The organism is Leucobacter alluvii (genome assembly GCF_039530485.1).
GTDB classification, from domain to species: Bacteria; Actinomycetota; Actinomycetes; order Actinomycetales; family Microbacteriaceae; genus Leucobacter; species Leucobacter alluvii.
Genome location: NZ_BAAAOP010000012.1, coordinates 397,169 through 418,503, shown reverse-complemented (window position 1 = coordinate 418,503; position 21,335 = coordinate 397,169). Strand labels below are relative to the sequence as shown.

21 protein-coding genes and 1 tRNA gene are annotated in these 21,335 nt (G+C 69.0%); 16 read left to right on the top strand and 6 right to left on the bottom strand.

From position 1 onward, the window contains the following. Positions 1 to 38: 38 nt before the first annotated feature. From ABFX18_RS13140 to ABFX18_RS13105, 8 genes are all read left to right on the top strand, one after another. On the top strand, positions 39 to 1,697 hold the full coding sequence (locus ABFX18_RS13140; RefSeq protein WP_346058558.1) for a thiamine pyrophosphate-dependent enzyme: 1,659 nt from the start codon (positions 39 to 41) through the stop codon (positions 1,695 to 1,697). Beyond that, entirely contained in the window at positions 1,694 to 3,016 is a 1,323-nt protein-coding gene (locus tag ABFX18_RS13135; protein ID WP_346058557.1) for an aldehyde dehydrogenase family protein, read from the top strand. Before ABFX18_RS13140 ends, ABFX18_RS13135 begins: the two co-directional genes overlap by 4 nt. Before the next feature lie 156 nt (positions 3,017 to 3,172). Beyond that, a complete protein-coding gene (locus ABFX18_RS13130) occupies positions 3,173 to 3,634 on the top strand; it encodes a MarR family winged helix-turn-helix transcriptional regulator (protein ID WP_336661190.1) in 462 nt (153 codons plus the stop codon). A gap of 24 nt (positions 3,635 to 3,658) precedes the next feature. Beyond that, entirely contained in the window at positions 3,659 to 5,023 is a 1,365-nt protein-coding gene (locus ABFX18_RS13125) for an MFS transporter (protein ID WP_346058556.1), read from the top strand. 62 nt (positions 5,024 to 5,085) lie between these two features. Next, positions 5,086 to 6,276, top strand: a complete 1,191-nt coding sequence (locus ABFX18_RS13120) for a nucleoside hydrolase (protein WP_346058555.1) — start codon at positions 5,086 to 5,088, stop codon at positions 6,274 to 6,276. Continuing rightward, the gene (locus ABFX18_RS13115) at positions 6,260 to 7,114 is read left to right on the top strand and encodes a histidine kinase (protein WP_346058554.1); all 855 of its coding nucleotides are present in this window, start codon (positions 6,260 to 6,262) and stop codon (positions 7,112 to 7,114) included. The genes ABFX18_RS13120 and ABFX18_RS13115 overlap by 17 nt, the downstream gene beginning before the upstream one ends. Before the next feature lie 2 nt (positions 7,115 to 7,116). Then, complete coding sequence (locus tag ABFX18_RS13110) at positions 7,117 to 8,001, top strand: energy-coupling factor transporter transmembrane component T family protein (RefSeq protein WP_346058553.1); 885 nt, start codon at positions 7,117 to 7,119, stop codon at positions 7,999 to 8,001. Beyond that, positions 7,994 to 9,436: an ATP-binding cassette domain-containing protein gene (locus ABFX18_RS13105; protein WP_346058552.1), complete on the top strand. Its 1,443-nt coding sequence runs from the start codon at positions 7,994 to 7,996 to the stop codon at positions 9,434 to 9,436. Before ABFX18_RS13110 ends, ABFX18_RS13105 begins: the two co-directional genes overlap by 8 nt. Positions 9,437 to 9,722: 286 nt before the next feature. On the opposite strand, the gene ABFX18_RS13100 is transcribed toward ABFX18_RS13105, so the two are convergent. From ABFX18_RS13100 to ABFX18_RS13090, 3 genes are all read right to left on the bottom strand, one after another. Continuing rightward, a complete protein-coding gene (locus ABFX18_RS13100; RefSeq protein ID WP_346058551.1) occupies positions 9,723 to 10,433 on the bottom strand; it encodes a CE1759 family FMN reductase in 711 nt (236 codons plus the stop codon). A gap of 47 nt (positions 10,434 to 10,480) precedes the next feature. Then, the gene (locus tag ABFX18_RS13095) at positions 10,481 to 10,936 is read right to left on the bottom strand and encodes a MarR family winged helix-turn-helix transcriptional regulator (protein ID WP_211650064.1); all 456 of its coding nucleotides are present in this window, start codon (positions 10,934 to 10,936) and stop codon (positions 10,481 to 10,483) included. 85 nt (positions 10,937 to 11,021) lie between these two features. Beyond that, positions 11,022 to 12,209: a CE1758 family FMN-dependent luciferase-like monooxygenase gene (locus ABFX18_RS13090; RefSeq protein ID WP_346058550.1), complete on the bottom strand. Its 1,188-nt coding sequence runs from the start codon at positions 12,207 to 12,209 to the stop codon at positions 11,022 to 11,024. 99 nt (positions 12,210 to 12,308) lie between these two features. On the opposite strand from ABFX18_RS13090, the gene ABFX18_RS13085 reads away from it, so the two are divergent. Continuing rightward, positions 12,309 to 13,094 carry a lytic murein transglycosylase gene (locus tag ABFX18_RS13085; protein ID WP_346058549.1) on the top strand — a complete coding sequence of 262 codons (786 nt, stop codon included), beginning with the start codon at positions 12,309 to 12,311 and terminating at the stop codon, positions 13,092 to 13,094. Between the two features lie 30 nt (positions 13,095 to 13,124). On the opposite strand, the gene ABFX18_RS13080 is transcribed toward ABFX18_RS13085, so the two are convergent. Then, on the bottom strand, positions 13,125 to 14,327 hold the full coding sequence (locus ABFX18_RS13080; protein ID WP_090146649.1) for an aminotransferase class I/II-fold pyridoxal phosphate-dependent enzyme: 1,203 nt from the start codon (positions 14,325 to 14,327) through the stop codon (positions 13,125 to 13,127). A 242-nt stretch (positions 14,328 to 14,569) separates the two neighbouring features. Between ABFX18_RS13080 and ABFX18_RS13075 the strand changes: the two genes are divergently transcribed. The 4 genes from ABFX18_RS13075 (at position 14,570) to ABFX18_RS13060 (ending at position 16,966) form a co-directional block, all read left to right on the top strand. After that, positions 14,570 to 14,645, top strand: a tRNA-Trp gene (locus ABFX18_RS13075). 51 nt (positions 14,646 to 14,696) lie between these two features. Further along, the gene (gene secE / locus ABFX18_RS13070; RefSeq protein ID WP_090147422.1) at positions 14,697 to 14,969 is read left to right on the top strand and encodes a preprotein translocase subunit SecE; all 273 of its coding nucleotides are present in this window, start codon (positions 14,697 to 14,699) and stop codon (positions 14,967 to 14,969) included. A gap of 46 nt (positions 14,970 to 15,015) precedes the next feature. Beyond that, entirely contained in the window at positions 15,016 to 15,828 is an 813-nt protein-coding gene (gene nusG / locus ABFX18_RS13065; RefSeq protein WP_090146651.1) for a transcription termination/antitermination protein NusG, read from the top strand. Between the two features lie 67 nt (positions 15,829 to 15,895). Beyond that, entirely contained in the window at positions 15,896 to 16,966 is a 1,071-nt protein-coding gene (locus ABFX18_RS13060) for a molybdopterin-dependent oxidoreductase (RefSeq protein ID WP_346058548.1), read from the top strand. Here ABFX18_RS13060 and ABFX18_RS13055 read toward each other — a convergent pair. After that, the gene (locus ABFX18_RS13055; RefSeq protein WP_346058547.1) at positions 16,932 to 18,257 is read right to left on the bottom strand and encodes an ISL3-like element ISPfr2 family transposase; all 1,326 of its coding nucleotides are present in this window, start codon (positions 18,255 to 18,257) and stop codon (positions 16,932 to 16,934) included. The genes ABFX18_RS13060 and ABFX18_RS13055 overlap by 35 nt on opposite strands. A gap of 107 nt (positions 18,258 to 18,364) precedes the next feature. Next, positions 18,365 to 18,676, bottom strand: a complete 312-nt coding sequence (locus ABFX18_RS13050) for a putative quinol monooxygenase (RefSeq protein WP_033107114.1) — start codon at positions 18,674 to 18,676, stop codon at positions 18,365 to 18,367. Positions 18,677 to 18,783: 107 nt separating this feature from the next. On the opposite strand from ABFX18_RS13050, the gene ABFX18_RS13045 reads away from it, so the two are divergent. The 3 genes from ABFX18_RS13045 (at position 18,784) to rplK (ending at position 21,333) form a co-directional block, all read left to right on the top strand. Further along, positions 18,784 to 19,725 carry a GlxA family transcriptional regulator gene (locus ABFX18_RS13045; protein WP_087136509.1) on the top strand — a complete coding sequence of 314 codons (942 nt, stop codon included), beginning with the start codon at positions 18,784 to 18,786 and terminating at the stop codon, positions 19,723 to 19,725. A 398-nt stretch (positions 19,726 to 20,123) separates the two neighbouring features. Further along, positions 20,124 to 20,717, top strand: coding sequence for a molybdopterin-dependent oxidoreductase (locus ABFX18_RS13040; protein ID WP_428833685.1), 594 nt, complete (start codon positions 20,124 to 20,126; stop codon positions 20,715 to 20,717). Between the two features lie 187 nt (positions 20,718 to 20,904). Continuing rightward, entirely contained in the window at positions 20,905 to 21,333 is a 429-nt protein-coding gene (gene rplK / locus ABFX18_RS13035) for a 50S ribosomal protein L11 (protein WP_090146655.1), read from the top strand. The last annotated feature ends 2 nt before the right edge of the window (positions 21,334 to 21,335 follow it).

Below are 21,335 nucleotides of genomic sequence, written 5' to 3'. Positions count from 1 at the left end.
CATCCCTCTTCCGCAACCCACACATCGAAAAGGTGCGCATGTCCGACCTCGTCGCGAACACCATTGTCACGCAGCTCGAACGTCGCGGGGTGCCCCGCGTCTATCAGGTGCCGGGGGAGAGCTTTCTCGGGCTCCTCGACGCCCTGCGGGACTCGCCCATCGACCTGATCACCGCTCGCCACGAGGGCGGGGCCGGGTTCATGGCCGTTGCAGAGGCCCGGCTCACGGGCCGGGCGGGCGTCGTCGCGGTGACGCGCGGGCCGGGCGCCGCCAACGCGTCGATCGCGATCCACACCGCCTATCAGGACTGCACCCCGCTCGTCGTCTTCGTCGGGCTGATCTCGACCCATGTGCGCGACCTCGAATCGTTCCAGGAGTTCGACCTCAAAGCCTGGTTCGGGAGCACCGCGAAGGCCGTGTTCATCCTGGATCATCCCGCGAGCGCGGCCGAACGCGTGGCGCGGGCCTTCGAGATCGCCGAGTCCGGCCGACCCGGCCCCGTGGTGGTCGGACTGCCGGAGGAGGTGCTCGTGCAGCGCGCCCCAGGCGTGGTCCCGGTACCGCGGACCGAGCGGCCGCCGCTCGCGCTCACCGCGGCGTCGGTCAGCGCAGCGGCCGGTGCGATCGATGCCGCCGAGCGCCCCGTGTTCGTCGTCGGCGGTGACGGCTGGAACGCCGAAGCGGCGGCGCTTCTGCGCCGCGTCGCCGAGCAGGCGGGCATTCCGGTCGTCTCCGACTTCCGCGCTCACGACGCGTTTCCGCACGAGTCCCCAGCGTGGGTGGGCAGCCTCGGCTTCGGCCGCAACGCCGGAGCGGCGGAAGCCTACGGGTCGGCAGACCTCGTGTGCTACCTGGGCACGGTGCGCCGGGATGTGCTCTCGGACGAGTACACGCTCGGAGGCGACGAGAGCTGCACGATCGTGGTGAGCCCGGACGCCGACCTGCTCGGACACGAGGGCCAGGTCTCACTGCAGTACGTCGCCGACCCTCAGGACTGGCTGCGAGCGCTGACGTCGGTGCGCGCGGCGACTCCGGCGCGGATCGATCGCCTGCAGCGCGAACGGGCCGCCTATCTCGAATGGAGCACTCCGGCGGCCGAGCGCACCGGGGAGGACGAGTGGCGCGGATCCGTCTTCGGGGAGATGCAGCGCCAACTCCCCGAAGACGCCATCATCACGGTCGGCGCGGGCAATTACGTCATCGGCGCGCTCCGATACCTGCACCACCAGCACCCGCGCACCTTCATCGGGCCCAGGAACGGGGCGATGGGGATGGGCGTTCCGGCCGCCGTCGCGGCCTCGCACGTGCACCCCGGCCGCACCGTGGTCGCGCTGGCGGGAGACGGGTGCTTCGGCATGAACGGTCAGGAACTCGCCACACTCCAGGCGACGGGTGGGCGGGCGATCATCATCGTCTTCGACAACGCAGGCTTCGGCACGATCCACTCGCACCAGGAGCGGCACTTCCCCGGTCGTCCGGCAGGGACGTCGCTCACGAATCCCGACTACGCGTTGCTCGCACGCGCGCACGGCATCGAAGCGAGCGCGATCAGCGATCTCGCCGACTTCGGACCGGCCCTTCGACGCGCGCTCGCCGCCGACGGATCGACCCTGCTCTGGGTGCAGCTGCCGCCCGTCCCGACCGGTGCCGCGCTGCCGACCGGTGGTCGCGAGCAGCCGTCGGGGGTGCGCGGATGAACGCCGTCGACGCGTCGGTCGAGCACGTGCTCGGCGCCGCTCATGCAGCCTTCGCCGACTGGCACCGGCAGAGCGTCGCCGCGCGAGCGCAGGTGCTGGCGCGCGCGGCGACGCTCTACGAGGAGCGCGCCGACGCCCTCGCCGAGCAGATGGCGCTCGATATGGGAAAGCCGATCGCGCAGGGTCTCGCGGAGGTGCGATCGTGCATCGCGATCCTCTCGTACTACGCGGACAACGCCGCCGACCTGCTCGCACCCGACCTCATCGCGCACGAAGACGGGAACCAGGCAGAGGTGCGACTGCAGGCGATCGGCGTCGTGCTCGGGGTCATGCCGTGGAACTACCCGCACTACCAGTTGATCCGGTGCATCGCGCCGAACCTGCTGCTCGGGAACGCCGTCGCGTTCAAGCACGCATCGATCTGCGGGGGGAGCGCGGCGCTGGTCGAGGCGCTCTTCATCGATGCCGGGGCCCCGCGCGGTCTGGTGCGCGACACCGGGTTCACGCATGCGGAGGTGTTCGCGGCGATCGCGCATCCGCTCGTCTCCGGCGTCTCGTTCACCGGCGGAGAACGTGCGGGTGCAGCGATCGCGGAGGCGGCGGGAGCCGCATTGACGAAGGTCGTCCTCGAGCTCGGCGGCAGCGACCCGTTCATCGTGTTCGATGCGTCGCGCGCACGCGAACTCGCGAGGCTCGCCGCGACGATGCGGCTCTCGAACGCCGGGCAGACGTGCGTCTCGCCCAAGCGGATCATCGTGCGACGCGATCTGCTCGACCAGTTCGTCGATGACTTCACCGCGGAGTTCTTCTCCGCGCTCCCCGGGGATCCATTGGACGGCGAGACCCGTCTCGGTCCGTTGTCGAACGAGACGGCCGCTGACGAGTTGCGCGGCGCGGTGCGAGCGGCGCAGCAGCAGGGTGCCGAGGTGCGGGGGTCGTTCGAGCGCGACGACGAGGATCCGCGCCGCTTCGCTCCCGTCGTGCTGCTCGAGCCGCTCCGCGAGCTGCCGGTCTGGCATGAGGAGCTGTTCGGCCCCGTCGCGATGATCGTCGGCGCCGACACGATCGACGAGGCGATCGAGCTGGCCAACGATTCGCCCTACGGCCTGGGTGCGACGGTGTTCGCGGATACGTCGGAGGCGGCCGAGCGGTGCGCGACCGAGATCGTCGCCGGCATGGTATCGATCAATCGCCTGAAGGGCGGCAGCCCCGCGCTGCCGTTCGGCGGGGTGAAGCGCTCCGGGTTCGGGCGCGAGCTGGGCGCGCAGGGGCTCCGGGAGTTCTCGAATCAGAAAGTGGTGGTGATCGACCGGGGGTAGCGGCTCGAGGCGCGAATGCCGCCGGCTTCGGTGAGTGATTCGGCTTCGGTGAGTGATTCGGCTTCGGTGAGTGAACTTCGTGCTGGATGGTCTCACCGGGGCGGCGCACATACACATGCATCGCAGTCCGATGTAATACGTGCTACTGTCTCTCTCGTGAGTGAGAAACTTTCCGAGAATGGTTCAGGTGCCGATGCGCTTGCTCTCGATCTCACCCGCGTCACCGGGCGATTCGCCCGCGTGGCCGGCCGCGTCGCCGGCGGCGGCTTCTCGCTCATCGCGTGGCGCGTGCTCGCCGAGCTCGAGCAGGCGGGCCCCATGCGCGTCAGCGCCCTCGCGCATCAGCAGCACGTTGCGCAGCCCTCGATGACGGGTCTCGTGCAGCGCCTGGAAGGCGAGGGATGGGTGAGCCGTGCCCCCGACCCCGCCGACGGGCGCGCCACGCTCGTCTCCGTCACGCCCGCTGGAGTGGAAGCCCTCGAGGAGTACCGGGCGGCCGCCGCAGCACGGGTGCGCCCGCACCTCGACGCGCTGTCCGACTTCGACCGGGCCACGCTCGCGCGCGCCGCGGAGCTCATGCAGCAGATCGGCGACGGCATCGACGCCCGCCCGGGCTAACCCGTCTCCCGTCCCGATCACCGCATGAACCGCGCGCCGAGCGCGCCAGACCACCAGGAGCAGATCACGTCCACCACCGCTGAATCACGACCGGGCACCGAGTCCACACCCGTATCGTCACCCGCCCAGAAGACATCGATCCTGCGCCAGCCCACCGCGGTGTGGGCGATCGCCTTCGCATGCGCCGTTTCGTTCATGGGCATCGGGCTGGTCGACCCGATCCTCCCCGCGATCAGTCACGAACTCGGCGCGAGCCCGAGCCAGACCATGCTGCTCTTCACGAGCTACCTCTTCATCACGGGCGCCGCGATGTTCTTCACGAGCTGGGTGTCGAGCCGCCTCGGCGTGAAGCGCACGCTCCTCGCCGGGCTGGTGCTCGTCGTCATCTTCGCCGCGCTCGCCGGGGCATCGGCGTCGGTCGACGCCATCATCGGGTTCCGCGCAGGCTGGGGCCTCGGCAACGCGCTCTTCATCTCGACCGCGCTGGCCGCGATCGTCGGCGCGGCCTCCGGCGGCGCTCGGCAGGCGATCGTGCTCTACGAGGCAGCCCTCGGCGTCGGGCTCGCGGTCGGACCGTTGGTCGGCGGAGTGCTCGGCTCGGTGTCGTGGCGCGGACCGTTCTTCGGCACGGCGGCGCTGATGGGGGTCGCCCTCATCGCGATCCTCGTGCTGCTGCGTCAGCCCAAGCCGGCACCGCCAGCCGACGCGGCCCCGCCCGCCGAGCGGGTGTCGATCCTCGCCGGTTTCCAGGCGTTGCGCAATCCTGCGCTGCGATCGCTCGCGCTCGTCGCGCTGTTCTACAACTTCGGATTCTTCGTGCTGCTCGCCTACAGCCCCTACCCGATGGAGGCCGCAGCGCATTCGCTCGGGCTCGAATTCGGTGCGCACGAGCTCGGCCTCGTCTTCTTCGGCTGGGGGCTCGCGCTCGCGATCACCTCCGTGCTCGTGGCCCCGGCGCTGACTCGCCGCTTCGGCCTTCGACCCGTGCTGTTCTCGATGCTCAGCGGGCTCACCGTCTGCCTCGTGCTGCTCGGCTGCTTCACCGGGTCGCTGACCGGACTCGTCGTGGTGGTCATCGTCAGCGGGCTCTTGCTCGGCGTCATGAACACTGCGCTGACCGAGGCCGTGATGGAAGCGACGGATCTGCCCCGGAACGTGGCATCGTCGACGTACTCGGGTGTGCGATTCATGGGAGGCGCCGTCGCGCCTGCGGTCGCAGGGCCGATCTCGGAAGCCCTGGGCGCCGGTGCGCCCTACTGGTTCGGCGCCGCGGCGACCGGCATCGCCATGATCATGCTTGGGATCGCGGGTCGTCACATCGCCCACATCGGTCGCCCGCACGAGACCCCGGTGGAGGAAGCGCAAGACATCACGTCGGGCGACGCGTAGCCGAGGTGCACCGGGCGCCCCCGGTTATCGGCGGTGTCGGCGGCGTCCGCCACAATAGAGGCATGGCTGAAACCGCGATCCCGCTCTTCCTCGACTGCGACCCGGGCATCGACGACGCCATAGCGATCGCCTATCTGCTGTGCCAGCCCGACGTCGAGATCGTCGGGATCGCCGCGAGCGGCGGCAACGTCTCGACAGAGCAGGTCGTGCGCAATACGCACGGCTGGCTCGCCCTCGCCGGGCGCACCGACCTGCCGGTCTTCCGCGGCGCGGTGCACCCCCTCGCGCGGACGGCGACGGCCGCGCGTGAGGAGGCGGAAGCGGCGACGGGCGCCCGCGCCTCGTCTGACGCCGCCGCGGACCCGGAGTACGCGGAGGTGACCCACGGCGATACCGGATCGGGGTACGCGACGCTTCCGCAGCCGACCAGCGCCACACGAGACGCCAGCGCTGCGCAGGCCTGGGTCGATGCGGCGAGAGCGCGCCCAGGCGAACTCATCGGCGTGATGATCGGCCCCGCCACGAACCTCGCCCTCGCCCTCGAGATCGCGCCCGAGCTGCCCCGGCTGCTGAAGCGGCTCTTCGTGATGGGCGGAGCCTTCAACTACCGCGGCAACACGCACCCGACGACGGAATGGAACGTGAGCTACGATCCGGAGGCCGCCGCCCGTGTCTTCGCCGCGTTCGGCGAGGCCTACGTCGCTGGTGAGGCCCCGTTCCCGCCGGTGATCGGGCCGATCGAGGCCACTGAGATGGTCGAGATGACGCCCGAGCGCCTCAGCCGCATCGTCGATGGCGCGCACCGCGCGTCGCCTCGATGGCGTGCGCTGCTGCACGAGATCGGGGAAGCGCTGCGGTTCTACTTCGAGTTCCACGAGGAGGACGGCCACGGCTACCTCGCGCACATCCACGACCCGTACGTCGCGGCGACGGCGGTGCACTGGGCGCGGAGCGCGGCAGCGTCCGTGCCGCCGATCCGCGGTGCGGGTGCCCCGCGCGACCCGGCCGAGGTGCAGGCCGAATCGCGCGGATCGGCGACGGCTGGCAGAATTCCCTGGGCGGAGACGGCGATCGCTCCGGTCGATGTGGAACTGACCGGAACGCTGACGCGCGGCGAGACCATCGCCGACTGGTTGGGTCGATGGAACCGACCCGCGAATGCGGAGATCATTCGTCGCGTCGACGCCGCACGCTTTCTCGACCACCTCACTGACACCCTGATGGAAGGACCGCAGCATGACCGCACGCGATAGCGTCTCTGGGCAGGGGCTCATCACCACGATGAGTCCCGGAGAAGCCCGCCCCACCGCCCCGAAGTGGGCGTACCTCCTCACCGCCGCCGGCGCGGTCGTGATCATCGCCACCTACGTCGCGGTGCTCGTCACGCAGCCCGCAACGCTCGGGCAGGACCTCGGCAACACCACCCTCTGGGTCATGGTCGGCTATCTCGCCGGTGCAGCGCTCATCGCCGCCGGCACGCTGCCGCTCATTCCGCGCAGCATCTTCGCGCTCATGCCGATCGCCATCGCCCTGAACATCACCGTCGGGCAGATCGTCGGCACACTGACTCCCATCCCGCTCTACCTCGACTCGCTCGGTTCTGTCATCGTCGGCGTGCTCGCCGGCCCGGCAGCGGGGGCACTGACAGGCGTGCTCGGCAATCTCATCTGGGGCGTCACCATCAACCCCACAGTCATCGCGTTCACCGCCGGTGCCGCCTTCATCGGCGCCGCAGCCGGCTGGGCCGCCCGGCTCGGCGCATTCCGGGCCGCATGGTGGGCCGTGCTCGCCGGAGCGATCGCTGGGATTCCCGGGGGCGCACTGGGCGCTCCCGTCGCAGCTTTCGTGTTCGGCGGAGGCCTCGGCGTCGGCACCGGCGGCATCGTCGCGACGCTGCAAGCGGCAGGGCTCGAGATGCTGAACGCGACCACGGTGCAGAGCCTCGCCTCCGACACCGCGGACAAGGCGATCATCTTCCTGCTCGCCTTCCTCGTCCTGCGCACCCTGCCGAAGCGCATCGTCAGCAGATATCCGCTCGCCATGCGCTCGCTTTCCGCCAGGCGCGCGACGACGACCGGCGTCTCCGGCTGACCATGGAGGATCGCCCGTTCGCCGCTGACCCGGTCGTGAACGCGGGCAGCGCCCCGCCCGACCCGATCGGTGCGGCGAACGGGCGACCCGGGATCCGCCGTGCGAGCCTGCTGCACCCGGCCACCGAGCTCGTGCTGCTCGCCTGCGCGCTCGTGCTCACCTACGGTATTCCGTCTCCGATCGTGCCGGCCGCGCTGCTCGTCGTGGCCGCCACGATCGCTGCGTGCTCTCCACGTGTGCGCTTCGCTCGCTGGAGCGCGACCGTCGCAGTTCTGGCCGTGCCGATGCTCATCATGGTCGGCATCATCCAGGGGCTGTTCTACCCGGGCGACGACCTCGAGGTGCTGTGGCGCTGGGGTGCGGCAGCGCTCACCGTCGAAGGGCTCTCCGTCGCTCTGCAGCTCTGGTTGCGGGTCGCGGCGATGATCGCCGTCTGCGCCCTCTTCGCGTTCGGCTCCGATTCGGCGCGCACGTTCGACGGCATGATCCGTCTGCGCCTGCCGCTCGGCATCGCGTACGTCTGCGCGACCGCGCTGAGCCTGATTCCCCTGCTGCGCGATCAGGTGTCGCACGCGCTCTCGGCGAGAGCGGCCCGAGGCTGGAACACCGCCCGGCTCCGCACGCGGGTGCGCCTCATGCCCGGCATCATCGGTGGCCTGCTGACGGCTTCGCTCGTCCAGCTCGACCAGCGGCACGACACCCTCGAGCAGCGGGGATTCGGGCGATCCCCGCGGCCGGCCGAGTTGCAGGATCACGCCGACGGCGCGCTGCAGCGCGCGCTCCGGTGGGGGGCGCCGATCTCGACGATACTGCTGGTGGCCGCCGCGCTCGGCGGCGTGCTGCAGGCGCCGACGGCATCCGAGCTGCTGGGGGTGCTCCGTGGCTGACACCCCGGTGCTGTCGCTCACGGGGGCGGGTTTCGCGTTCCACGGCGCCGAAACGAGCGCGCTGGCGAGCGTCGATCTGAGTATCGGCCCGGGCGAGATGCTCACCGTGCTCGGACCTCAGGGTGCGGGCACCTCGACGCTCTGCCGACTCGCGGCCGCGCTCCTCGGCGATCGCGGGGCGACGTCGGGCTCCCGAGCCGTGGGCGGCAGCGTCGCGATGCTCGGCGACGACCCCGAGGCCCAGCTGACGGGCATGACGAGCTACGTCGATGACGAGGTGCGACTGCCCGCACGGCTCGCAGGAAGTGCACGCCCCGTCGACGTCCGCGCCGCCCTCGACATGTTCGGCATGCAACGATTGATCGGCCGGCGCCTCGACACGCTCTCGGGAGGCGAACGGCAGCTCGTCGCCCTCGCAAGTCTCATGACGCTCGGACCGTCACTGCTCGTGCTCGATCAACCCGCGCTATCGCTCGACCCCGATGCCCGGCAGCGGCTCTCGCGAGCGCTTCGACGCTTCCGCGCATCCGGAGGCGCCGTGCTGCTCGCCGGGCACCAGCTCGACGAACTGGCGGAGACTGCGGATCGCGTGCAGTTCCTGCGGGCCGGTCGCATCGTCGACAGTGCGCACCCCGGATCGCTCACGGATGCGCTGCTGGCCGAGCACGGGGTCTGGAGCACGGTCGGGATCGCCCGCCCTGGTGGCGTCTCCGAGGAGCGCGAGCCCCCGTCGACTGAGGCCGCGTTCCTTGGGCGCGATCTCGACGCGCCTGGACTGCACGTGCACGGCCTCACCGTGGTGCGCGGGAGGTCGACCGTGTTCCAATCGTTCGACTGCGGCGTCGCTCGCGGCGAGGTGGCGACGATCGTGGGCCCGAACGGAACCGGAAAATCGACGTTGCTCCGTGCCATCGCCGGGATGCTCGACGCCGACCCGACGGTGCGCATCGCGGGTGAGGTGCACGTCGGTCGCACCGAGTTGCACGGCCTGCCGGCGCACCAGCGCGCGCGGTGGGTGGGCTGGGTGGGTCAGGATCCCGGAGCGCAGCTCTCGTCCGCGACGGTGCAGACCGAACTCGAGCGCGCCGTGCCGCTGCCGCCTCACCGGCGCCGAGATCGCGCGCAGCTTCGATCGGATCGCGCAGCGGCGGTCGGCCGAGTGCTCGAGCGGACCGGGCTCGCCGAGCACGCCGGCGAGCATCCCTACGACCTCGCGCCGGCGCAGCGCAAAGATCTCGTCATCGCATCGGCGCTGCTGCTGCGGGCCGAGGTGCTCCTCCTCGACGAGCCCACGCTCGGGCGAGATCTTGCCGGGATGCGCCGTCTGGAGCGCGTGATTCGCGATTTCTCCGCCGCGGGAGGTGCCGTGGTCGTCACGACGCACGACCTGCGGTGGGCCGGGCGCGTCGCCGCGCGCACCGTGCGCCTCGGGTGAGAGATCCCACTTCGGTGAGACCCAGAGACCGGGATCGGCCTCACCGAAGCCGGATCCCTCACCGAAGCACTGGCGCTGTGGCGCCACCGGGCGCGGTGCCCGAACGCGCTGCGTTCGAGCTCAGCGCCCCACCCCGCGCTGCGCTCCGTGGGCTGGCGCTGTGGCGCCACCGGGCGCGGTGCCCGTACGCGCTGCGTTCGAGCTCAGCGCCCCACCCCGCGCTGCGCTCCGTGGGCTGGCGCTGTGGCGCCACCGGGCGCGGTGCCCGAACGCGCTGCGTTCGAGCTCAGCGCCCGCCCGTCGCAAGCTTCATGAGGTCGCTGTCGAAGTCGATGCCGAGCTCGGTTCCCCCGGCACTGCCGTAGGAGTGCTGATAGGCGCCCCACGTCTCGCCGCGCACCGCTTCACGGAATCCGCCGTCCACGAGGGCGACGAGCTCCGTCGCAGCGCGCTCGATCCGCTTGCCGAAGTCGCGGCTCGTCCAGTCATCGGGAGCCGCGAAGAGGCCGGTCGGCACGGTGATGGTGCGGAGGTACGCGAAGAGCCCGCGCAGCTGGTCGTCGACGACGAGCGCATGCCGGGCGCTGCCGGCCGTCGCTCCGAGCACGACGGGCGTGCCGATGAGGAGGTCGTTGTCGAGCACCTGGAAGAAGGCGGTGAAGAGCCCGCTTGCGCCGGCCTTGTACACGGGGGTCGACGCGACGATCGCGTCGGCGTCGCGCATGACGTCGCTGGCCGCCTGCAGCGCGGGGGAGACGTGCTGGGTGACGAGCGCCGTCGTGACGTCTTCGGCGAGTGCACGGAGATCGACGAAGCGAACGCGCAGTTCGATGCCGCGCTGCGCTGCGAGCTTCGCTGCGGCTTCTGCGACGCGGTTCGCGAGCATCGTCGTGGTCGACGGGTCGCTGGTGCCGGCACTCACGACGGCGAGGGTGCGCGGGTGAGCGGTCGAAGCCTCTGGCGAGGGAGCGGCTGATCCTTCAAATGGTGTGTTCATGGGGTGCTCCTCAAGGAACGCGGTGGGAATGACAGGGTGAGAGACGATCAGTCGGGTGCGTCGCCGGTGACGAGCTTGCCGGCGAGGCGGCGCAGATCGTTCAGCTCTGGGGCGGTGAGAGCGGAGCCGAGCTGCCGTGCGACGCTTTTCGCGTGCGCCCGCCCGACCTGCTGCTGCAGGCGCTCCCCCTCGGGGGTGAGGCTGAGCAGCACGGCGCGGCCGTCTTGGGGATCGGGCTCACGCGCGATGAGCCCCCGCGCGGCGAGGCGCTCCACCATGCGTGAGAGCGCGGGCTGGCTGAGCAGTACGCCGCCCTGCACATCGCACATGCGCATGGGCTCACCGCGTTTGGAGAGCGTGTAGAGCACGTCGTACTCGCGCATGCTGATCTCCGACCACATGTGCTCGGCGGCGAAGGTGTGCATGAGCGCCGCGTGCGCCGACATCACCGATTCCCAAGCCTCGTTCGCGAGGCGCACATCGATACGAGTGGGCTGTTCCATCTCGCGTTCTCCTTCATCCTGCGGGTCTGACCGGGTAGAGGAGGGGTGCTGCCGCAGCAGCGCCCCTCCGCGAACGGACGGGGGATCAGGCGACCCCGAACGCCGCTCCCCGCTTCGCGGGTGAATCCTGGTACGGAGAACCCCCGGTGACATTGTCCCCCCGGTTCGCGTTCGGGCGGGGCTGACGCGGCGCCGCGTCGCCGTACTTGGCGGTGATGAGGTCGGCGTGAGACGGGGCTTCTGCGACCTCTGGGCCGCGGTCCTTCGCCATCTCGGCGCGCAGCACCGGGAGCACCTCCGAACCGAAGAGGTCGAGCTGCTCGAGCACGGTCTTCGTGGGGAGGCCTGCGTGATCGATGAGGAACATCTGACGCTGGTAGTCGCCGAAGACATCGCGGAATCCGAGCGTCTTATCGATGACCTCCTGCGGGCTGCCCACGGTCAGGGGCGTCTGGCTGGCGAAGTCCTCGAGCCGCGGCCCGTGGCCGTACACGGGGGCTTCGTTGAAGTAGGGGCGGAACTGCGACATCGCGTCCTGCGAGTTCTTCGCCATGAAGGCCTGCCCGCCGAGGCCGACGACTGCCTGCTTCTGCGTTCCGTGCCCGTAGTGCTCGAAGCGCTCGCGGTAGAACCGGACGAGGCGGAGGGAGTGCTCGGAGGGGGCGAAGATGTGGTTCGAGAAGAATCCGTCACCGTAGTAGGCGGCCTGCTCGGCGATCTCCGGGGTGCGGATCGAGCCGTGCCACACGAACGGGGGCACGTCGTCGAGCGGGCGCGGCGTGCTCGTGAAGCCCTGCAGCGGGGTGCGGAAATTGCCGTCGTAGTCGACGACGTCCTCGCGCCACAGACGGTGCAGGAGGTTGTAGTTGTCGAGCGCGAGGGGCAGCGCCGAGCGGATGTCCTTGCCGAACCAGGGGTACACGGGCGCGGTGTTGCCGCGTCCGAGCATGAGGTCCATACGGCCCTTCGCGAGGTGCTGCAGCATCGCGTACTCCTCGGCGATGCGTACCGGGTCGTTGGTGGTGATGAGCGTGGTGCTCGTGGAGAGCTTCAGCGTCTTCGTCATCGCCGCGATGTAGGCGAGGAACGTCGTCGGGCTCGAGGAGAAGAAGGGCGCGTTGTGATGCTCGCCGACGGCGAAGACGTCGAAGCCCACCTCTTCGGCGTGTACGGCGATCTCCGCGAGTCCCTGGATGCGTGCGGCCTCGCTCGGCGTCTCGCCCGAGACCGGGTCGCGGGTGACGTCGCTGACCGAGAAGATCCCGAATTCCATGATGTGCTCCTGTGTGTCTCGTCTTCTACGCCACTTATATGCGCCTGCATACAAATGTAACACGCGAGATGCTGGTTCATTCCCGATATCTTGGAGGCAATGGATGACACGGATCGCGGCGCCGCTGCCCGCGCAGAATCGCGTGGCCGTCGCACTCTCCGCTACGCCGTCGGCGGTGTCGCTCTCGCTGCGCTCATCGTCGCTGCAGGCGCGGCCGTCCTCGTCGGGACGGGCCAGGGGAACGGGGGAGGGCCGTCGCCGGCGCACGTGACCGACTCGTCGCCCCCGTCGCCCGCCCCGCCCCCGACTGCGGCGGGCAGCGCGCTGCCGGCTGCCGATGCCGCGTGGCTCCAGCGGGTCTCCGGCGCAGCGGACATTCCCGAGCGAGCCCTCCGCGCATACGCGATGGCGGCGTTGACGCTCGCAGACGAGCAGCCGGGCTGCCGGCTCGGCTGGAACATGCTCGCAGGCATCGGCAAGATCGAGTCCGAGCACGGCAGCATCGACGGCGCGAGGCTGCTGCCGAGCGGCGAGACGACGCCACGCATCATCGGCGTGCCGCTCGATGGCACCGATTTTCTCGCGACCCCCGACACCGACGGCGGCGCCATCGACGGAGATGCGCAGTGGGACCGCGCGGTGGGGCCGATGCAGTTCATTCCGAGCACGTGGGACGTGTTCGGCCGCGACGGCAACGGCGACGGGCGCATCGAGATCGACCAGATCGATGACGCGGCTCTGTCAGCTGCAGCGCTGCTGTGCGACCCGGGACTCGACCTCACAGTCGGCGAGCACTGGATCGCGGCACTCGACGGCTACAACCCGAGCGCGTCGTACAACAACGACGTGGCAGACGCCGCCGAGTACTACGCGCAGTTCGGCTAGCGGCTGCTGAGATGCGCGCGGGCGGCCGTTCTACTCGCTCAGCAGCGCCTGAATTCGGCGGACACCCTCGACGAGCGCCTCGTCGCCGAGTGCGTAGCTGAAGCGCAGGTACCCGCTCGGGCCGAACGCCTCGCCGGGAACGGCAGCGACCTCGGCTTCGGAGAGGATGAGGTCCGCGAGCTCCAGCGACGTCTCGGGCGTGACGCCCCGATAGGTCTTGCCGAGGGCCGACGTGACGTCGACGTAGGCGTAGAACGCACCCTCGGGCGTCGGGCAGTGGAATCCGGGGACCTCGTTGAGCTCGGCGACGATCAGCTTGCGCCGACGATCGAAGGCCTGCCGCATGGCCTCGATCGGCTCCTGCGGACCCGTGAGCGCCGCGATCGCAGCGCGCTGCGCGATGTTGTTGACGTTCGAGGTCAGATGCGACTGCAGGTTCGACGCGCCCTTGACGATGTCGGCCGGGCCGACCATCCACCCGAGGCGCCAGCCCGTCATGGCGTAGGTCTTCGCGACACCGTTGACGAGGATCGCGCGATCCTGCAGCGCGGGGACGGCCTCGACGATGGAGACCGCGCGCACGCCGTCGTAGGTGAGGTTCTGGTAGATCTCATCGGCGATGATCCACAGCCCGTTGGCCTGCGCCCACTCGCCGATCGCGCGCGTCTCCTCCGGCGAGTAGACGGCGCCGGTCGGGTTGGAGGGCGATACGAAGAGCAGCACCTTCGTGCGCTCGGTGCGCGCCGCTTCGAGCTGTTCGACCGTGACCTTGTAGTGCTGTTCCGCTCCTGCGAAGACCTCCACGGGAACGCCGTCGGCGAGCTGGATCGCCTCGGGATAGGTGGTCCAGTACGGTGCGGGCAGCAGCACCTCGTCGCCCGGATCGAGCAGCACTTGGAAGGCCTGGTAGACGGCCTGCTTCCCGCCGTTGGTGACGACGACCTGGGAGGGCTCGACCGCCCAGCCGGAGTCGCGCGCGGTCTTGTCGGCGATCGCGCGCTTGAGATCGGGAAGGCCCGCAGCTGCGGTGTACCGGAAGTTCTTCGGATCATCGAGTGCGGAGCGGGCCGCGTCGACGATGTGCTGCGGCGTGGAGAAGTCTGGTTCACCTGCCGCGTAACTGATGACGGGGCGACCCTCGGCCTGCAGGGCTTTCGCCTTCGCATCGACCTTGAGCGTCGCCGACTCGGCGATTGCGGAGATCTTCTTTGATAAACGGGAGATGTGGCTCACGATTCGATCCTATCCCCGGGCGGCGCCGTGCGGGTGCGATCCCACGGGATGCGGAGGATCGCCCGCCCGCGCCGCAACGCGGTGCCGGTCCGGCGAGTCGCAGCCCCGAGCCACGACGCGCCCGGGAGCACCCCGCTCGGTTCGACAGCGCCAGGCGGATCGCGTAGAGTGTTTCTCGGTAGTTGACTTCTGCCAAAATTTCCTATGCCGCCAGGGCTGGGAGATTGGGTTGAACACACCATAGGGCAGTGGCGCAATTGGTAGCGCAGCGGTCTCCAAAACCGCAGGTTGCAGGTTCGAGTCCTGTCTGCCCTGCCAAACCCGTTCGGCGCGAAAGCGCCGAACGGGGGCAACGGAAAGGACATGCGAGTGAGCAGCACCGAAGTTGAGGAGAGCGGCGGCCTTGTCGAGCGCGCCAAAGCCGATCGCGCCGCGAAGCGCAACTGGTTCAGCCGCATCATTCTGTTCATTCAGCAGGTCATCGCCGAGCTGAAGAAGGTCGTCACCCCGACCCGCAAAGAACTCATCAACTTCACCCTCGTCGTGATCGCCTTCGTGCTGATCATGATGGCGTTGGTGTGGGTACTCGACCAGGCGTTCGGATTCGTGACGGTCTTCCTATTCGGAACGACGCTCGGCTGATCAGCCGCCGAACGAACCGACCGTAGAGCAAGGAAAGCAAGTAGAGATGACGAGCGAGAACAATACCCCCGAGGCAGACCTCGACGCGGCACTCGACGCACTGGTGCAGTCGACGGACCCCGATGTGGACGCTGCCGTGGAGGACGCGCTCGACATCGATAGCGCTGAAGAGGCCGAGGCTGCCGCCAGCGCGATCGTCGACGAGGAGTCGGAAGAAGAGACCGATGAAGACGGCGAGACCGCCGTCGATCCCTACAAGGCCTTCAAGAAGGATCTGCGCCGCCGTCCCGGGAAGTGGTTCGTGATCCACACCTACGCCGGCTATGAGCGCAAGGTGAAGTCGAACCTCTGGAACCGTCGCGAGACGATGGGCGCGGTCGACGACATCTTCGAGATCCAGGTCCCCATGGAAGAGGTCATGGAGGTCAAGAACGGCCAGCGCAAGATGGTGACGCGCGTGCGCATCCCGGGCTACGTGCTCGTTCGCATGCATCTCAACGAGACCACGTGGTCCGTCGTGCGCCACACCCCCGGGGTCACGGGCTTCGTCGGCAACGCTCACAACCCCGTCCCGCTGCGCATCAACGAAGCGTTCGAGATGCTCAAGAGCACCGTCGAGCTCGAGCCCGCCGCCACGGCGAAGGGCAAGGCCGCCGCGAACGCCGCAGCTCAGGGCAACGTCGAGATCGACTTCGAGGTCGGCGAGACCATCACGATCAAGTCGGGCTCCTTCGAGGGGCTGCCCGGCACGATCAGTGAGATCAACCCCGCTGCTGGGAAGCTCACGGTGCTCGTCTCGCTCTTCGAGCGCGAGACCCCGGTCGAGCTGAGCTTCGATCAGGTCACCAAGATGGTCTAACCCCCAAACTGCAGGAAAGCCCCGCTTCGGCGGGGCTTTTTGCATGTTGCCTCGTTACGGTGAGCCCATGCACACGGGCGGAGCTGAAACACGGGCAGGCGGCGCTGTGCTCGGAATCGCAGCGGCGCTCGCCGTGCTCGGCGTCGCAGAACTCGTCGCCGCGTTCGTGAACCCCCGCTCGTCACCCGTGTTCGCCGTCGGGTCGCTCGCGATCGACCTCGCGCCGAGCTGGGTGAAAGACAGCATGATCTCCCTCTTCGGCACCGCCGACAAGGTGGCGCTGTTCGTCATCCTCGGCGTCGTGCTGCTGGTGCTCGCCATCGTGGCAGGTGCGGTGGAGGTGGCCTGGCGCGGGTTCGGGATGGTGGTCCTGATCGGGGTCTCCGCCGTCGCGCTGCTGGCGATTCTGACGCGCGCGGAGGCCACGCCGCTGTGGGCGCTGCCGACGGGGCTCGGGACGATCGCAGGACTCTGGGTGCTGCATCGCGGCCGACCGAAGGCTGTCGCGTGGCGCGCCGCAGTCGTCTCCCGGAACGCCGAATCGGCGCCCGCTGCCCTGCGAGACGAGCCGGGGCCGCATCGGTCGGCCGGAGTCGTGCACCCGAAGCAGCGCAGTGCGAAGTTCGAGAGGCGCAGCTTCCTGGTCTTCGTCGGCGCGACCTCGGCGGCCGCCCTGATCGTCGGCGTCGGTGCTCGGGTGAAGAACGCCGGCAGCGCCGCATATCTCGCGGCGCGATCGGCGATCAGGCTTCCGGCCCCGGCAACGGCGGCCCCGGCGGTCCAGGCGGGCGCGCAACTCGATGTACCAGGAATCAGCCCGCTGATCACTCCGAATGCGGATTTCTATCGCATCGATATCGCGCTGCAGGTGCCGAGGATCGACCCCTCCGCCTGGAGGCTCGAGATCAGCGGCCTCGTCGACACCCCGATGACCATCACCTACGACGAGCTTCTCGCGCTCCCGCTCGAGGAGCACATCACCACGATCGCGTGCGTGTCGAACACCGTCGGCGGCGACCTCATCGGCACGGCGACGTGGCTCGGGTATCCGATTCGCGAGCTCCTCGAACGCGCGGGGGTCTCGCGCGACGCCGATATGGGGCTCATCCCAATCGGGGGTGTAGGAGTTGGGGTCTGAAGCCGCCGGTCTCGAGCAGGCTTCGGGCGATGTAGTTGGTCAGGTTGCGGAACCCGAGTGCGGAGCCGCGCAGGTGTTCGAGCCGTCCGTTGAGTGCCTCGGTCGGCCCGTTGCTGGTGCCGGGTCGTTCGAAGTAGGCGAGCACGTCGGCGGCTCGCTTCTTCAGGGTCCGGCCCAGGGTGGTGAGCTCGGTGAGCACCTTGGGGACGCCGGCGCTGAGGTCGGTGATCAGCTTCTCCATGAGCTCGCGGCCGCGTTGCCGGTCCTCGTGGCGATAGGCGGCGATCATCCGCTGGTAGACACCCCAGGTCGCCTCGACCTCGACGTGAGCGTCATCAACGAACAGCGCGCGTAGCCTGTCGCTCTGCTTGTCGGTGAGCAGGTCCGAGCCGGTGTGCAGCGTGCGCCGCGACTTGTAGAGCGGATCGTCCCTGAACCCACGGTGCCCGTGGATCGCGAGTTGGACCCGGCGCCGGCACCTGTCGAGGGCGTCACCGGCCAGGCGCACGACGTGGAAGGGATCCATCACCGTGACCGCGTCCGGGATCTCCTCCGCAGCGGCGGTCTTGAACCCGGTGAAGCCGTCCATCGCGACCACCTCGACCGCGTCACGGAAGGCGTCGTCGCGGTCGGCGAGCCAGGTCTTGAACGCCGCCTTCGACCGGCCCTCGACCATGTCCAGCAGCCTTGCTGGGCCGGCGCCATCGCGGACCGGGGTGAGGTCGATGATCACGGTGACGTACTTGTCGCCACGCCTGGTGTGGCGCCAGACGTGCTCATCGACGCCAATCACCTTCACGCCCTCGAACCGCGTGGGGTCGTTGATCAGCAGCCGCTTGCCTTCGGCCAGGACCGCGTTGTTGGCGGTGTCCCACGCGACCCCGAGTCCCTCGGCGACACGGGCGACGGTGAGGTGTGCGACCACGATCCCTTCCAGCGCCCACCGCAGCCCGGTGCGCGAGAGCTTCGCGCGTGGCTCCGCCGCGGCGCTGGTGTCTTGGCGCCACACGTGTCCGCAGTCTGCACAGCGGTAGCGGCGCACTACAACTTCCAGCACGGTCGGTCGCCAGCCCAGCGGCTCGTGGGCCAACCGCCGGATCACGGTGTCACGAGCGGCGCCTTCGCTGCCGCACCGTCGGCACCACTGATCTGGTTCCACCACGCGGCACGCGAGGACCGCACGATCCGGTTCAAGTCGTTGCCCGATCACGCTCAGACCGAGGCCGTCGAGTCGAGCGAAGGCGGTCAGGTCAGGGCGGCCGAAGCCGGGCGGCGGGGTAGCGTCGGGCACGTCGAGGTCTTTCCGATGGATGGCGTAGGAACCTCCATCGTCGGGAGACCTCGACGTCTATCTGCGGACCGACTCGGCGGGGCGCGATCGTCTCGTGCGTTGGCGGACTACGGGAGCTTGGACGCGAGGACGTCGGCCGCCAGGATCTCGGGTGCTGCGCCGAGGAGGTGCTGGTTGGCCATCAGGGCTGCGACGATGGCGCCGTTGGCGTGGGCGTCGCGAGCGGCTTCGTCGGGGAATGCGTCGAAGATCCAGAAGGTGTCGGCGTGGGTCCTGACCGCGAACCAGACAATCGTTCCTACTTCTTCGTTGGCGAGTGCGACAGCGCCGGCGAGCAGATCGGCGACCGCGTCGTGCTGTCCATCGGCCGCGACGATCTTGGCGACGAAGGCATACGGAAGTGATGCGGGTGTGGACATGAGGGGTTCTCCTTGACGTCGGGGTTCTTCGTTGGACGAGTTCAGCGTATGACGAGCGAGGGCCGGTGGGGAGTGGCGTATACGGCAGTATTGCTATTGTTTACGTCATGCGTATCGGACTGATCGCGATCGACGGCTGCTTCGGTTCGGCTATCGCGTCGATCATCGACATCGTGCGGGTGGCCGACGGAGCCCGCGGCGATGTCGACCCGCGGATCGACCCGATCGAACTCGCCATCCTCGGACCGAAACGGCGAGTGACCACGACGGCATCGATGACCCTGTCGGTGGACCACCCGCTGCCGGAGTCCGGAGAGTTCGACGTGGTCGTCGTCCCTGCGCTTGGAACCCTCACGGCCGCCGCGACCCACGACGCCCTCCAGAGTCGAGATGCTCGTTCGGTCATCGCCTCACTCGGGCGCCTCGACGACGCGACCACCCGGATCGCCGCGGCGTGCACCGGCGTGTTCGCCGTCGCCGAGACAGGACGGATGCATCATCGGCGGGCGACGACCAGCTGGTTCCTGGGGCCGGAGTTCCGGAAGCGCTATCCGACCGTCGCCCTCGATCTCGACACCATGGTCGTGGTCGACGGGAACCTCGTCACCGCCGGCGCCGCCTTCGCCCACATCGACCTCGCGCTCTCACTCGTGCGATCGATCAGCCCCGACCTGGCCCAACATGTCGCCAAGCTCCTCATCATCGACGAGCGCCCGTCGCAGGCGGCTTTCGTCGCCTACGAACATCTCCGGCACGAGGACCCGATCGTCGTCGAGTTCGAACGCTTCGTGCGCGCCCGCCTGGACGAACCGTTCAACGTCGCCTTCGTCGCGCAGTCGCTCGGCACCAGCCGGCGCACCCTCGAACGACGAGTCCGTGCGGCGCTCAACCTCACTCCGCTCGGCTTCGTCCAACGGCTTCGCACCGAACGAGCTCGACACCTCTCAGCAACCACGGACCTCACCTCCGCCGAGATCGCGCTACGGGTCGGCTACGCAAACGCCGAGACTCTGCGCTCCCTCCTGCGCAGGGAGCGACGCCGTTCCTGACCTATCGCCATGCCTGTACCTTGTGTCCTAGCGCTCGGTTGGAACCACCTCTCAGCACGTCGCGTCGACGCTCCTGCGTCGCCCCTGGACTACCCACTCGACACGCCCGCAGCACAGCCCATGTGACGTGCCCCGGCTTCCCGGACGGTCGGGGTTGGGTGGCTGTGATGTCGCTGCGTTCTCGTCGAGAGGGTCAGCAGACCCGATCAGAGCCGATTGGGATGAGCCACGAAGGCGGTTAGGTCAGGGCGGCCGAAGCCGGCCGGCGGGGTAGCGTCGGGCACGTCGAGGTCTTACCGATGGATGGCGTAGGAACCTCCATCGTCGGGAGACCTCGACGTCTATCTGCGGACCGACGCGCCCGACCGACCTACACCTTCATCTGGGAAGAGCCCGATATGGTGCTGTCTTCCGGGCCGGACGGCTTCACGGCCGGCACGCCCCTCGAGACGCTCACCGACCCCGACCGCTATGCGCTTCTCGCGGTCGGGATGAACGGCGAGCCGCTGCCGGCCGAGCACGGGTTCCCCGCGCGCCTGATCGTTCCCGGCCTGTACGGATACGTCTCCGCGACGAAATGGGTCACGCGTCTAGAGGTGACGCGGTTCGCCGACGCGGAAGGGTACTGGACCCCGCGCGGCTGGTCGGAACTGGGGCCGATCAAGACGGCGTCGCGCATCGACACCCCGCGCTCCGGCGCGAACGCATCGGGCGATACCATCGCGATCGCGGGAGTGGCATGGGCGCAGCACACGGGTATCGACCGGGTCGAAGTGCAGGTCGACGGCGGCGAGTGGCAGCAGGCGACGCTGGCCTCAGCGATCTCGGACGACACGTGGGTGCAGTGGACGCTCGCCTGGCCGTCGAGCCCGGGGCGGCATACGGCGCGCGTGCGGGCGACCGACAGATCGGGCTACACGCAGACCGCGGCAACGGCGCCGCCCGCACCGAACGGTGCGACGGGTTGGGACTCGGTCGAGTTCACCGTGTGACCCGGGTGGTTCCCCCAACCGTCCCGCGCCCCCAGGTGCGCGATCCTGTTTCATCGGGTAGACTTGACTGGTTTGCGTCTGCGAACGCCCCTGGCGTGCGTCGATGCGGACGAGTACCGCATCCGGAACGGCCGGACTCGCGGGAGAGCTCGCACTGCCGTGCGAGCTCGATGGAAAGGAAACAATCATGGCTAAGGTCAAGAAGGTTACCGGTCTGATCAAGCTTCAGATCCCGGCCGGTGCAGCCAACCCCGCACCTCCCGTGGGTCCGGCGCTCGGTCAGCACGGTGTCAACATCATGGAATTCTGCAAGGCGTACAACGCTGCAACGGAATCCCAGCGCGGCAACATCGTTCCGGTGGAGATCACCGTGTACGAGGACCGTTCGTTCACGTTCGTGCTCAAGACCCCGCCGGCAGCCGAGCTGCTGAAGAAGGCGGCAGGCGTGCAGAAGGGCTCCGGCACTCCGCACACCGTCAAGGTCGCGAAGGTCACCGCAGAGCAGGTTCGCCAGATCGCCGAGCAGAAGCAGGCCGATCTCAACGCGAACGACATCGACGCTGCGGCGAAGATCATTGCGGGCACCGCTCGCTCCATGGGCATCACGGTCGAGTAAGG

What these genes read in the sequence shown, in the direction of transcription:
- ABFX18_RS13085 (WP_346058549.1), top strand. Translation starts at nt 12,309, where the DNA reads ATGGATGACACGGATCGCGGCGCCGCTGCCCGCGCAGAATCGCGTGGC.
- ABFX18_RS13120 (WP_346058555.1), top strand. Translation starts at nt 5,086, where the DNA reads ATGGCTGAAACCGCGATCCCGCTCTTCCTCGACTGCGACCCGGGCATC.
- ABFX18_RS13115 (WP_346058554.1), top strand. Translation starts at nt 6,260, where the DNA reads ATGACCGCACGCGATAGCGTCTCTGGGCAGGGGCTCATCACCACGATG.
- ABFX18_RS13040 (WP_428833685.1), top strand. Translation starts at nt 20,124, where the DNA reads ATGGTGCTGTCTTCCGGGCCGGACGGCTTCACGGCCGGCACGCCCCTC.
- ABFX18_RS13110 (WP_346058553.1), top strand. Translation starts at nt 7,117, where the DNA reads ATGGAGGATCGCCCGTTCGCCGCTGACCCGGTCGTGAACGCGGGCAGC.
- ABFX18_RS13095 (WP_211650064.1), bottom strand. Translation starts at nt 10,936, where the DNA reads ATGGAACAGCCCACTCGTATCGATGTGCGCCTCGCGAACGAGGCTTGG.
- ABFX18_RS13045 (WP_087136509.1), top strand. Translation starts at nt 18,784, where the DNA reads ATGCGTATCGGACTGATCGCGATCGACGGCTGCTTCGGTTCGGCTATC.
- ABFX18_RS13140 (WP_346058558.1), top strand. Translation starts at nt 39, where the DNA reads ATGTCCGACCTCGTCGCGAACACCATTGTCACGCAGCTCGAACGTCGC.
- ABFX18_RS13135 (WP_346058557.1), top strand. Translation starts at nt 1,694, where the DNA reads ATGAACGCCGTCGACGCGTCGGTCGAGCACGTGCTCGGCGCCGCTCAT.
- nusG (WP_090146651.1), top strand. Translation starts at nt 15,016, where the DNA reads ATGACGAGCGAGAACAATACCCCCGAGGCAGACCTCGACGCGGCACTC.
- ABFX18_RS13050 (WP_033107114.1), bottom strand. Translation starts at nt 18,676, where the DNA reads ATGTCCACACCCGCATCACTTCCGTATGCCTTCGTCGCCAAGATCGTC.
- ABFX18_RS13125 (WP_346058556.1), top strand. Translation starts at nt 3,659, where the DNA reads ATGAACCGCGCGCCGAGCGCGCCAGACCACCAGGAGCAGATCACGTCC.
- ABFX18_RS13100 (WP_346058551.1), bottom strand. Translation starts at nt 10,433, where the DNA reads ATGAACACACCATTTGAAGGATCAGCCGCTCCCTCGCCAGAGGCTTCG.
- ABFX18_RS13090 (WP_346058550.1), bottom strand. Translation starts at nt 12,209, where the DNA reads ATGGAATTCGGGATCTTCTCGGTCAGCGACGTCACCCGCGACCCGGTC.
- ABFX18_RS13060 (WP_346058548.1), top strand. Translation starts at nt 15,896, where the DNA reads ATGCACACGGGCGGAGCTGAAACACGGGCAGGCGGCGCTGTGCTCGGA.
- rplK (WP_090146655.1), top strand. Translation starts at nt 20,905, where the DNA reads ATGGCTAAGGTCAAGAAGGTTACCGGTCTGATCAAGCTTCAGATCCCG.